Below are 12,938 nucleotides of genomic sequence, written 5' to 3'. Positions count from 1 at the left end.
ATCGAACCGACAAGTCCGGATCGTACTCGTCATGGCGCATCCGCACCTGCCCGCTGTCGCCGAAGAAGGTTGAGCAGCCCGTGCAAGCCCGGGCAACCCTCCCAGCGATCACCAATCGCGTTGGTAACTCGCAGGTTGCGGTGAATGCGGAGGGGCTGGCGTTTGCTTGCAGGTCGACAGATTACTTGGCGGGATCGCCGGCTCTGTCTGGCTCGGCATCAGTGAACGACGTCGTGATGCTCTGATCGAACCTACAATTGACATGTGATCGAGGGGGCAGGCGTCGAGGGCGCCATCATTCAGCGTTCTAACGGGGGATGGGAAGCGCGGATCAAATACATTAATCCAGCGAGCGGTCAGGTAGAACAGCAATCGTTTTACAGGAAGACGGAAGTCGCTGCGCGCGCCAAGTTGAGTGATGCACGCGAGCAGCTTGCGGCTGGCGAGCCGATCAGTGACGCAGCCGACCTCCAGATCGATGAATGGCTCCTACCCATCGCCAAAGGCGTCGCGTCCTACATCCCAGGGCTGTATCAACTACGGTCCCGCCGACGTCATCAGCAATCGGCCAGTGCCAGATATTGCTACGAGGTGTGGATGCGACACCTAACCATGCTCGTCGAGCACAACCGGACGCCCACCCCTGAGGCACTGGCCGAGTTGGGTCCCGGCGGATCCCTTGGAGTGGGACTGGCCGCACTCCTATCTGGCGTCGACAAATATTACGCACTGGATATAGTTGAGTACTCCGAGACCGATTTGAACCTCGCACTGCTCAGCGACCTTGTCGACCTGTTTCACGCCCGAACGCCAGTCGATTTTGGTTGGCTCTCGGAATCTAAAGTTTTTCCAGGGCACATTCTCACGAATGATATCCTCGCAGAGACGCTAGCACCAACTCGGATAGACAACATTAGGCGTGCGCTAACATCCCAGATCGGAATTGCAGGAAGGATCACAGTCCAATACATAACGCCGTGGAACGATCCAGCTGTAATACAAGAGTCACAGGTCGACCTGATTGTGTCACATTCCGTGCTGGAGCATGTCGACGATCTGCGAAATACTTACGATGCGTTCCGCAAGTGGCTACGACCAGGCGGCCATATGTCGCATCTCATCGATTTCTCAAGCCACGGACTCACCCGTTCATGGAATGGTCATTGGCGGTACCCCGAGCTCGTGTGGAATATGGTTGTTGGGCACAAGCCGTATCTAATTAATCGTCAACCATGCTCCACACACATAACACTGATGACCGAGCGGGGCTTCGAAATCACCACCGACCGCCGACACCGCATCGTGGGTATCCCCCGAGATAAGCTAGCGGCCCGCTGGCAAGGCTTGGATGATGAGGACCTTAGATGCGCCAGCATGTTTGTCCAATCGAAACTGCACAAGCATTGAGTGGTGTATTGGCGCCAACATCTGGATCAAGGAGCGAAGCGCCCGGTATTGCCACTCTTACGATAGCGCGGGATGCTAGCGGACCTGAGTTTCTGAAAGAGTACGCGTTGAGATTTGACGTTGAACACGCCGTCGATTTTGTCGAAGAAGCGGTGGCACCCAACCAGGATTAGTATCTCAATGACATCTGTTGACGCACATGGCTAACGCCAAGCCGTCCTTAATCAGTCGTCCGCCCGACAGGCAGGGTGCCATCATCACTGCACGTGAGGCCGAAATTAGGAAGTACAATGGTGAACTCAAAGCTCGCGTGGTATGGGCGCCGGCTACGGACAATGCAGACGCGTGAGATACTTTGGCGCGCTGGCCGGACATTCTTGCCAACAAGTGCTACAGCAGTAGATGGCGATTTGCTTACGGGTTGCGATTCGTCACAGGATTGGGAGCACGCACTCGAGCGGTTTCGCCTTGGCGTTGACCGGCCGAGCTTGCTTGATCAAGTAGGGGCACAGTTGGTCGCAGGCCAAAGTACCGAGCACGTCTCCAATGTTGTCAAAGCTGCACAAGCGGCTTCGGAGCAGACTTTCCAGTTCTTCGGATACCCTCCGACAACGATCAGCGGAACTCTAAATTGGAACTGGGACCCGATAGCTGGCGTTCAGTGGCCCTCACTTCCCTCCGAGCGGATAAACCACCGTATCGCTGCGGGCGACGTGAAATGGATCTGGGAGCTAAACCGCCTCCAACATCTGCCGTGGCTGGCACAGGCTTGGCTTTTCACCGGAAATGAGCGCTATAGCAATAGTGCGTTTGAACAGCTCGACAGTTGGATTATCCAGAACCCGCCCGGTCAAGGTATCGCATGGCGGGGGGCTTTCGAGGCCGGGATACGGGCGATCTCCGTTGCCGTCGCGTTGCAAGGACTGCGCGATTCGCCGCACCTCACGGTGGAGCGATACCGAGAGATCGTAAACCTAATGGCACATACCGCGCAGAAGTGTTGGCGCGAGCGATCCCGATTCAGCTCCGCTAACAACCACCTGGTGGGCGAGATGGCAGGGCTTGCAGTCATCGCAATTATGATGCCTGAGCTCAAAGGGTCTGCAGACTGGGAACAGTTGGCGGTCGAGGCTTTGTGTTGTGAGGCGTCGAAGCAGATCCTGCCTGACGGTTCGGGAGCCGAGCAAGCGATCGGCTATCAGATGTTCACGGGAGAGTTGCTGCACCTGGTGGCAGCGTTGCTGGTAGTACGCGATGATCGTGCCCCCCAACGTATCGTGAATGCACTATCGCGTAGTAGCGCCTTTCTAGCGGCTGCTGTGGGCTTCGACGATCCAGATCCGCGATATGGCGATGACGACGAAGGCTTTGCGGTGCGACTGGGTCCAGCTGTCGCAAGAACGATCCGGCATCACCTAGGAATCCTCGCAGCGTTTGAGTGGGGCGCTGCAGGTGCTTACGCTGCTACGAATTCTGTTGACGCTGAATGGTTCAGAGCGATATCGCCATCACACTCCGTGCCTAGTTCACTAGAAGACTCCACTACCAGAGCCACGAGTTCGACCGCGCAGCATTTCGCTAAGGATGGCGGGTTGGTGATCCTTCGTTCCGAAAAACGGCGGATCACTATGGATGTCGGGCCGTTGGGCTACCTGTCGATCGCCGCCCACGGCCACGCGGATGCTCTGTCAATCACTCTGAGCGACGCCGGCCACGACATTATTGGCGACCCGGGCACCGGCAGTTACTACGGACATCCAACCTGGCGCGAGGTGATGCGTGGAACCAGAGCCCACTCAACCGTTACCGTCGATGACAGCGATCAGTCGACATCAGGTGGCCCCTTCCTGTGGTCGCGCCACGCGAAGACAAGTATCCGTCGAGTGGATCTTTCAGAGGGATTTGTTGACGCCGAGCACGACGGGTACCGCCGATTACACGGGGATGTCGTCCACAGGAGGTGGCTTATTGCACCCCCCAACGAGCGTGCGTCCCTAGTCATTGATCAATTGACCGGCCGAGGCGCCCATCAGATTCGAACCACTTGGCCCCTACATCCAAGCCTAGACATAACTTATGTCGAAGGGGGGCACCTTTTGCACCGTTCGGGTTCACCGATATTTCTGCTTCTTCAGTCTGCTACCACCACACTAATTTGTGACGATGTGCGTGGAGACGAATCGCGAAACTTGGGATGGTGGTCCGAACGGCTTGAGACTCGCGTGCCTTCTTGGTGGCTATGCACTAACTCCAAAGTCGAACTGCCCTTGGCTGTAGCTACACTGATTTCACCGACCGACGGAATACACACAAGCCGTCTTCGACTAAACTGGCAGGGCCAAGAAATCAGGGCTAATTGGCTCGAGGACGAGCGCGAACGAGCCATAACCCTCTTCTTGGACAGCTCTACGGTCGTTTTCCACGATTCAGACGAACTGAGGCGTTGAGACGAATGGCACTATCCAAGTCTAGCCGCCGAGACCTCGGCCAGAAAAAGGCAACTAGACGCGCACTGTGGGTCTCCACCAGCCTTTCGACACATGGCGGCATCGCAACTTACGTACGAAATATGCGCGGAACTACTCTCTGGCTCGAATGGGATATCCACCACATTGCGACGCATTGCAATGGATCCGCGCTGGCGCGTCTGGTGATATTTCTCAAGGGTCTGGGAAGATTCGTGTACGAGCTCTCTAGGCAGCGAGTTAGCGTTGTCCACATCCACACCTCGTCGTATGGCAGTTTTGCGCGGAAATCGATCCTGACCTGGATTTCAGCACTTTTTCAAGTTCCAGTGATACTTCACGTACACGGATCGGAGTTTCACCAATTCTTTGAGAAGGTGCCAAAGCCAGCCAAACTTTTTATTCGCGCGACCCTCGAGAGAGCCGATGCAGTTATAGCTCTGGGAGAAATTTGGGCTAGGCGACTTGAGCTAATTGCGCCCGATGCGAACATCGCAGTTGTGCCTAACGCGATTCGGCTAAGTCCGGTGGTTGATCAATCGGATCGCGATCCAATCCATGTCTTGTTTTTAGGCGAAGTTTGTGAGCGGAAGGGAACTTTCCTTCTACTTGAGTCTTGGGCCCGACTATTTGAAAATTGCCCTTCGGCCCAAGCGAGGTTATCCATCGTCGGCAACGGAGATAATGAGCGCGCCCACAGTATCATCAACAAACTGGGAATCAGAGACTGCGTGGAAGTACGTGGATGGCTATCGCCTTCAGAGGTGCAAGGACTCCTTGCAAACACCCAAATACTCGTCCTTCCCTCGCTGAACGAAGGCCAGCCTATGGCAATACTGGAAGCAATGGCGCGAGGAATTTGTGTCGTAGCCAGCAATTCGGGCGGTATCCCGGAGATGTTGGGCGATGCGAGCGGGATATTGGTCGATCCGCTCGAGGTTACCTATTTAACTCAAGCAATCGAACGCGTCATAACCGACCATGAAGCGCGTCACCTGGTCGGTACTGCCGCACGCGAGCGGATCGAAAAACATTTCAATATAGACATTGTTTGCCGCCAGCTAGATTCTCTATATCACGATGTTAGTTGAATATCGAACAGCAACTCACTCGCATATGACAGCGGGACTGAGCGTCATTTTGATGATGTTGGATGTCGGAGGTGACCGAGTTGACGCTAGGCGCTGTCGATGCCTGGACTGCACGCATCCGAGTAGTCGGGCTGCAAGTCCACTGCGCATTATCCTCGACAACCGCACCATAGACCCACGCGCGTGCAATGATTATCGACGAACCCACGATCCACAAATGACACCCGCTCAGCGATGAATGTACGACCCTGGGCACCGAACCAGGCAATCGCACGCAAACTCTCGCCAGCACCGGGGACCGCGCCCCGAATCGGTAGCGGATCTCCCGAACCCGGTCGTGTGGCCGATGCGCTGCCAGATCAGCTGCTCAAACCATCCACCTAGCCCTCGTGGCGGACCCTGGAATCGCCCCTGAAACAACACCGCACCCGCCAGCGCCCGACAATTCCTCAAACCACAAGCTATTTTCTGCCCGCAGTGGCCGATCAAGGGGGTAATGGTGTCTGTAGTCACGCAAAAGTACACACTGATGGCCAGTGGCTACTAGGCCCCGATGTTGACGGTGAAGGCGCCCACCAATCTCCATCACCACCGGGGAGTTCTATTGCAATCTGCGAAGGACCGAATGGACATTGTTTCCGCCCACCACAAGATCGGGTCGTATCAAGCCGCCGCCGCCGCCGGCCGATCGGTCCCAAAAACACGATGCGGTGGCCGACCTGGTCTCCGAACGCGTGGAGAAAACCAGACGGCCGGATTTCGGCCAAGCGGCTGCTGCCCGAAGCCTGAGACGCCGGCTACGAGGGTTCTCACCTTAGCTTTCGGCCGCAGGTCGCGGAAGCAAAAGCATTGTGGTGCAGTACTAATCACCGTCGGCGGCGCCCGCGGCATGGGAAACGGCCGGCTATCTGGTGGTCGACTGGGCCCAAGCCGCACCGGGCTGTTCCTGTTCGGCGCTGTGCTGGCGTTCCCTCAATGGCGGTTCGCCCGCTTCGCCACCAACGAACGGGCCTCCCCCCACGCTGCCGTTAATCGCACTGGCCGCCAGCAGTGGTGCCCTATCCAGAGTGCCGGCCGACCGGATGGCCTGCCGCCAGGGCGGTCTGGTCGCCGACGTCGTCATCGCGGCCGCGGGCTACGTCCGATTGGCCGGCCACTACGAACGAGCGCCCGACTTATGCCACCCTAGCGACCCGCAGTCGATGGGTACCGTCGAGAACGTCTGCGGCCACGCCCGGGAAGACCTGGCCGTGCGCTCGCTAACCGAAGCCGCCGTCACCTGAACCCCGCTCACGCTGCCCCCATGCCAACGCCGCTGCGCAGGCGTGGTGCGCGAAAGTCAACTTCGCGACCCCTTTGGAGACCTGTGCGATCCTCGACGGACGATTGATCATCGGAAGTGAACTGCTGCAACCCTTGCCATCGCTACGCTTGCAGATGGCGCATCGTCGGTGTTGCGCGCAAGGTCAACCGACTGTCCTACATCCGGTAGGGGTCGGCCCGTTGCTCGGTGCCGATGAGATTGATCGGCACCACGGTAATCGTGGGTCATCGACCACGGCACCAAGCGTCGTGCTCAAGCATGCGACCGGGGTGATCCTTGGCCGAACACGAACTCGTCGCACCCTGTGGCGTCTCGATCCTCGGCGACCACGCCCCCCTCGAGTGCGAACCAATCAGGACCACTCCCGTCAGTCAGGTCGCTTGGCCGGAATGCTCACCCCAACGTTCTAAGCGAAGCCAGCGGCCACCGCCATTAATGGCGTCAAATTATCCGGACGGGAAAGCGAACTTTTTCGCGTCCGGAATTAAACTATTCGCCATTCAGTCGAATGCCCCGTGCCCAGCGGTTATCGCGCTATATTTCTAAGCAATGCTCTACCAGCTGCGATGCCAACCCGCCATCAATAAATCGGCAACTACGAACTTGGCGCAACTGAGCCTAGCGTCGTGCCAATCTTCACATCATCAAAAAACACTGCACCGGGCAGCGTTGCTTTGGGATCGCGATAATAACCGACCTTAAAATAAGACACTCTGTCAGACACTACTTCTGTCGGGTACAAAGTCGGCACCGGTGGAACTATACTGCCGCTCTCTACGCCATTGATCCATACTTCCACTAGGCAATCTCTAGCCACCACCGAGAATTTCACATGGACTACCACGTCCGTCCACTCACCGCGGGGCATCAACCCGAGGTCGAGCGACCAACCTTTCTGCCAGGGGTTGTTGCCATTGTTTGAAAGGCTCCAGCGCGCAGCACGATCGGCTGATGACGCTGCATAAAATGCCATCGGCGGGGGCACCTTGTCATAGCGCCCCGTGCCACCCATGTACGTCTGATGCCACTGACCACAAACCTGCCAAGGGGCCTCAGGAAACTCATCGGGAAAATACACAGACCACCGGTAATAGAGGTCGGAACCTTCCGTACCTACAAAGGGAGCATACCCGTACCCCGGCACCGACTCGCAGCGATATTGCGACTCAGAAAGCTTATAGGCGCACGCATATTGAGAGCTTCGAGATCGGGTTGGAGCTGTCACGATGCGAGGTGCGTTACTGCCACCAGCCAACTCGGTCTTTGCGTATTGACTGGTATCTCCAGTTTCGAAGTCCCCGTTGAAGAGCGTAGAAGACGACCCTGGCGCCTCTGCGCGCGACGCTGGTGTGGGCGTGCCGAGCGATAGAACTCCGATCCCACCTAGTAAAAGTACCGTCCGACGATCCATCAATGAGCCCAATCAATTCTTTCAGAATGACGCCAGAGTGTGGAGGAAATTCTTACTGCCTGTGACAGAACGACTCTCAAAGGCTAGCACAACGTCTCCCATAAGGCGCCGTCAATATACAAAGACCAGATCCCGCAGCGCGTTCTAGCTGGTCAACTCTTATGGTACGACCATCCTTGCGCCCGGTGTGACGCAAAAGAGTGCTACGCAGATTGGAGAACGGATTCAAAAATTTCAAGAAGTCTACTTGCGGCCAGTTCCGGCGAAAAGCGGGACATAAAGTAAGCTGACGCCCTTCGCGACTGCGCCTCAATTTCGGCTGGTTCCGCTAGACGATCCATTGCGCGGGAAAGGCCTTCGACGTCGTCAATATCGATCGGGCACAAACCATCAGGCTGATATTCGGCAAGTCCACCTGCTGTGGAAACCAAAGTGGGGACGCCAAGCTGCAAAGACATCACCTGAACGCCGCTTTGGGATGCCGTACGCGAATGAACCACAGAAGCTCTCGCTCTCGACACTTCGCTCAAGATAGTCTCGTATCTGAATGCATCTTTTACCCATCGTGCATGGTTGGGTAGCGCGCATTGGATCTCGCCGTCACCAAACAAAATCAATTCGTCGCCGGGCCAGCATCCGCCCCTGGTGTGGGACTCCCATGCGGCGAAAACCACCTCGTGGTTCTTATATGGTCGCTGTCGGCCGATAAGCACCACGTTCCGCCGTTCGGTTGCAGGCACGCGCTCAGGAATGAGGGCTAGCGGCAAATCACTGGTCAGCGGGGCCACGTAGAGTCGAGATTCGGCCACGGTCTGCCTACTCCGCACGCTCTCAGCCACATAGTTGCTAAAAACAATGGTAGCGGCCGCTCGGTCGTCCCAGCGTTCGAAGAACGCACGATTCCACCACGGCGCCACATGCGTCGAGTCGTGGGGCACGTCGTCGTGCAACAGGCGAATTCGCGGCGCCAAATCTGAGAAGATCCGCCACCTCGGGTCCCTCAGGAATTCGGTTACGATCACATCTGGGTCAAACCGCCTAATTTGTCTGTAGGCCTTAGAAACTCTCCACCAGTCGGCAGTCGGAATAGGTCGACCAAGAAGTACTACTTCGTACTCTCTTGCCTCATCAGATTCGGGGTGCAGATCCGAAGTTACGAGCAATACTTCAGCCCCGAGCGCTCGGAGACTCTCGACGTACGTACGCGCGAGCGGCCGCAGGCCGGGCGACAGCCAAAGGACGCGCACTACACGAGCTCTTGGGCGCTACAGGCCAAAATGCTCCGCAACCAACAGGGAGCGTCGCCTGCGGAGGCAAATTCAGAGGCGCAGCGAGCCGTCCCCATCCGCACTGGGCGGAACGGGTAAGCGCCGCGATAACCGAGTGTCATGAGCGCCGGGCCGAAACATACACCGATGGCGCGGCGACGCCGCGAAGGGCGTTCGAACATATTGCGGCCAGCAGCACCTTTGGGATTCGGCCGCCGTATTTGAACTGTAGATAATCGCCGGTTAGTACGCTGATACCATCGAAATGGCGTTCAACTAGCGCCAACAATTCTCGCTCGGAGAAGCCGGCGTGAGCCCCAAGTTCGTTTCGAAACTTTCCTTTCACTCTAGCTTTATAGTCGTTGAGATTCCACTGCATCTTTTGCACCAAATTAGCGTCAAAGGAGCCTAGATATCCTACTGCGCGGTGCCGATTGGGCGTTCCGATATAAATGAATCCATTTGGGCGTAGAACCCTGGCAAGCTCGCGCAGACTTGCAGCCGGGTCGCTGACGTGCTCGATCACGTGATGATAGAAGACGATATCGAAACTACTATCGGCAAAGGGAAGGTCGAGAACACTGCCTACTTGAAGCTCAAAATCGTCGACGCCCGCAGCCCACGAGTCGATTGGATCCCAATGCTGCGCCACGTCCACCCCTGTGACCTTTACGTCAAGTTCTTTCCGGATGTACAGCGCTTCATGACCTCTACCGCAACCGGCAACGAACACACTTTCAGGGTGCAACAGGGATTCTGTCGATCGAACGGTGCGGCAGAAATGTTCAGCACCCGCGTGGGATTCTTCACGCGAGGAAGTTATGGCCATGCTGTGTGTGCTCCTCTGATCGATTTTGCAGTACGGATTAAGGACTTCGGTCAGCCGGCTGACCAGCTACCTCGGATGGGACATGGTGCTGCTGCACACTGAATGGCGTCTTCTTTCGCGGACGGAAGATGATGCTACGCATAACGTTGCCCTATACAGAACTAGACCTTTACCAGGCCCTACGCTAGTCATCGTGATTGATCTTCAATGCGCTATACGCGGCCAGGAGCTTAGGTACCTCGTATTTCCACTCCAGTTGGTTCTCTACACGCCAGCGACCTAATGCGCCCATTTGTGCGCTGCGTTCAGGATCCTCCAGTAGTTCAACGATTTTGTTTGCTAAATCCTCCGCGTCGTTTCTTGCGGCGTACAGCGAAGCATTTCCAGCGGAAAACCGCCCTTCCGTCAAATCAAACTGAACAATAGGCTTGCCAAGCGCCATATACTCCATAATCTTGTTCATGGTCGATTTATCGTTCATCTCATTGGCTACATCGGGGTTAACGCAGACATCGGCGGTGTTCAGGATGTCCAGAAGTTCGTCGTCTGGTACTCTCCCGGTGAAAGTGACGTAGTCCGCCACGTCCAGATCAACCGCAAGGCGCTGCATCTCGGCTAGCGCTGTGCCGCCGCCCACCAAGCCAAAATGAATATCCTTGCGACCAAGGCTGTGGACGATGTGGCTTGCCGCTTGCAGCAGGTAATCGATGCCCTCTTGTTTGCCCATCACTCCGACATACCCGACGAGGTAGCGTCGACCGTGTTTCAACTCTAAAACTGGCCTTCGAATTTGCATACGGTCCAACTTTGGGCCGCTACGGACTACATACACATTGTCTGGACGCATTCCGCCACGCTCGATGGCGATGCGACGGTACGACTCGTTTGTTGCTATCGACACATCTGCCGTTCGGAAAGTGGAGCGCTCCAGCAGTACCATCAAGCGCCAAAGCAGGCCACGGCGACCAAACTTCGCTTCATATAGCTCTGGATTGATGTCGTGGTGATCGAACAAGAATTTGGTGCTGTGAACCAACTTAAAATAGCCACCCACCAGAAAGAGCAAATCGGGCGGGTTGCAGGCATGGACGACATCAAACCCACGTTCGCGCCTTACCTTTGCAGCCAAACGAAACGTATGCCATAGCGCAGTCGCATATTCGACAAAGTAGCTGAAAGGACCGTCGCCCTCATTTGGCAAGGAATATCGATACACGTGAACATCATCAATTACTTCATGCAGACTTTCATAACCTTTGCCTGTTGGGCACACAATACTCACCGTCCAACCGTGCGCCTGTAATGTCGTGGCTTGTTGCCATACCCGACGGTCAAACGGTGATGGTAGGTTTTCGACCAAGATGACGACGCTGCCGACAGGGTTGCCGCCAGCTGTAGTAGCACTCACCAGCATATTCCGTCGTAGTTGCCGCCACTTGCTCGGCCAGACGCGCGGACGAAGTCGACCACTGTCTGATCGGGACGAGCGCTGTCGACCGCGGCACTGAACTCAGGGTCACCGTTCCCAATAACGATTGTATCGGCGAATTCTAGGACTTCTTTTATGGTCGAAACCATTAGCCGCGATATATGTGGAATGAGATTGAGTATGTAATCACGATTTGCGCCCGTCAGCGCGGCCATGTTTACGGCGCCGTCATATAAACGTAAATCGTAACCCTTCCCCAGTAAGTGCTCTATCACGTCGACAATTGGCGACTCGCGCAAGTCATCTGTCCCACTTTTGAATGCAAATCCTAGCACTCCGACCTTCCGCTTTCCTTTCGCGGTTATCATTTCGATAGCGCGTGCCACTTGGCTCCTGTTCGAAGGGAGTATTGAATTGAGCAATGGCACATCGAGATCGAGATTTCGAGCTTTGTAGGTGAGCGCGCGCACGTCTTTTGGCAAGCAAGATCCGCCGAAGGCAAACCCAGGCCTCATGTAATAGGCGGAAAGATTCAGTTTCGTATCCTCGCAAAAAATTTCCATTACGCGCCTGCCATCTATACCGACGGCCTTGCTTACGCTTCCTATTTCATTGGCGAACGCTACCTTCAAGGCGTGCCAATTATTATCGGCGTACTTAACCATTTCTGCTACGTCGACCGACGTGCGGATGAGTGGCGCGTCCAATTCTCCATACAACTGTGTCAGCACCTCACCGGCTCTTGGATCGGTTTCGCCGATCACAGTTTTCGGTGGATGATAATAATCCCATACAGCGGTGCCTTCTCGTAGAAATTCAGGATTATTACAAACGCCGAAATCCACACCAGCCTGCTTTTTTCCGGATGCGCTCTCAAGGGTCGGAATTACTACGTCTCGCATACTGCCGGGCAGCATGGTTGACCGCGCGACTACTACGTGATATTTGCTTTTGCCGCGCAACGCTTCGCCGATTTCTTCGCATACACGACGCACATGACTTAGATCCAGGTTACCGTTCATTTGGCTTGGCGTTCCGACGCAAATAAGTGAAATATCACTTTCATTCACCGCATCTTCGACGGACGTAGTTGCCCGAAGGCGTCCAGACTTGACCTCGTCTGCAATCATATTGCCAATGTCTTGCTCCACAATCGGCGAAACGCCCGAGTTGATGAGGTCGACCTTTGTCCAGTTTGGGTCGACGCCAATGACATTGTGCCCATCTGCTGCCAGACAGCCGGCAGATACAGCACCGACGTACCCCAGGCCAAAAATGCTGATGTCCATGAAAATGAGTCCCCCCTAGGTGCGGGCGATTGCACCCCAGCATCCGCACCGCGTAGACAACGCTAGCTTGTGAGACCGAAACGCGCACCTGCGCGTAGCGCAGAATCGACTTTCGCACTGATCACACTTCCACCCAGTTTCGACCGTCAGTGCCTCCCACCACCGACTCCCAACCGATCCGTCCGAACGCCTGAAGGGCGTTCGGGCATGCCCACCTTAGATCAACGTCGGCGGACGCTCGCCGTGACGCGACTTCGGGCACTATCCGGATTGCCGGCGACGGAGAAGCCGCACGCATTCAGAAACGGAGCATCGAGTTATGTCAGACGCCGCCCATAAGTACCGGAGCTAGGCTCTGCGCCGATTGGTAGCAAACCGTGGATGACGTCGGCACACTTCGACTTGGCCTAGGTTGGAGTGCCCTG

General features: G+C 56.0%; 9 protein-coding genes. 4 read left to right on the top strand and 5 right to left on the bottom strand.

What is annotated here, in order from left to right; translation table 11 throughout:
• The first annotated feature begins 264 nt into the window (after window positions 1-264).
• The 4 genes from ABDC78_RS07345 (at window position 265) to ABDC78_RS07330 (ending at window position 6,246) form a co-directional block, all read left to right on the top strand.
• Complete coding sequence (locus tag ABDC78_RS07345; protein ID WP_178360981.1) at window positions 265-1,407, top strand: methyltransferase domain-containing protein; 1,143 nt, start codon at window positions 265-267, stop codon at window positions 1,405-1,407.
• A 290-nt stretch (window positions 1,408-1,697) separates the two neighbouring features.
• Window positions 1,698-3,854: an alginate lyase family protein gene (locus tag ABDC78_RS07340; protein ID WP_347133355.1), complete on the top strand. Its 2,157-nt coding sequence runs from the start codon at window positions 1,698-1,700 to the stop codon at window positions 3,852-3,854.
• Window positions 3,855-3,859: 5 nt separating this feature from the next.
• On the top strand, window positions 3,860-4,963 hold the full coding sequence (locus ABDC78_RS07335) for a glycosyltransferase family 4 protein (protein WP_178360983.1): 1,104 nt from the start codon (window positions 3,860-3,862) through the stop codon (window positions 4,961-4,963).
• A 1,067-nt stretch (window positions 4,964-6,030) separates the two neighbouring features.
• Window positions 6,031-6,246: a hypothetical protein gene (locus tag ABDC78_RS07330; protein ID WP_178360984.1), complete on the top strand. Its 216-nt coding sequence runs from the start codon at window positions 6,031-6,033 to the stop codon at window positions 6,244-6,246.
• A gap of 636 nt (window positions 6,247-6,882) precedes the next feature.
• On the opposite strand, the gene ABDC78_RS07325 is transcribed toward ABDC78_RS07330, so the two are convergent.
• The 5 genes from ABDC78_RS07325 to ABDC78_RS07305 all read right to left on the bottom strand — a co-directional run bounded on the left by ABDC78_RS07325 (window position 6,883) and on the right by ABDC78_RS07305 (window position 12,513).
• On the bottom strand, window positions 6,883-7,698 hold the full coding sequence (locus ABDC78_RS07325) for a heparin lyase I family protein (RefSeq protein WP_178360985.1): 816 nt from the start codon (window positions 7,696-7,698) through the stop codon (window positions 6,883-6,885).
• Between the two features lie 203 nt (window positions 7,699-7,901).
• Entirely contained in the window at window positions 7,902-8,945 is a 1,044-nt protein-coding gene (locus ABDC78_RS07320; RefSeq protein ID WP_178360986.1) for a glycosyltransferase family 4 protein, read from the bottom strand.
• 139 nt (window positions 8,946-9,084) lie between these two features.
• Window positions 9,085-9,795 (bottom strand): class I SAM-dependent methyltransferase, encoded by a 711-nt coding sequence (locus ABDC78_RS07315; protein ID WP_178360987.1) that lies wholly within the window; start codon window positions 9,793-9,795, stop codon window positions 9,085-9,087.
• Window positions 9,796-9,979: 184 nt separating this feature from the next.
• The gene (locus ABDC78_RS07310; protein WP_347133354.1) at window positions 9,980-11,203 is read right to left on the bottom strand and encodes a glycosyltransferase family 4 protein; all 1,224 of its coding nucleotides are present in this window, start codon (window positions 11,201-11,203) and stop codon (window positions 9,980-9,982) included.
• On the bottom strand, window positions 11,200-12,513 hold the full coding sequence (locus ABDC78_RS07305) for a nucleotide sugar dehydrogenase (RefSeq protein WP_178360989.1): 1,314 nt from the start codon (window positions 12,511-12,513) through the stop codon (window positions 11,200-11,202). The genes ABDC78_RS07310 and ABDC78_RS07305 overlap by 4 nt, the downstream gene beginning before the upstream one ends.
• Window positions 12,514-12,938: the final 425 nt, after the last annotated feature.

Origin of the sequence: Mycobacterium sp. DL (assembly GCF_039729195.1) — a bacterium.
Classification (GTDB): Bacteria; Actinomycetota; Actinomycetes; order Mycobacteriales; family Mycobacteriaceae; genus Mycobacterium; species Mycobacterium hippocampi_A.
This window is presented reverse-complemented; position numbering and strand designations above follow the sequence as displayed.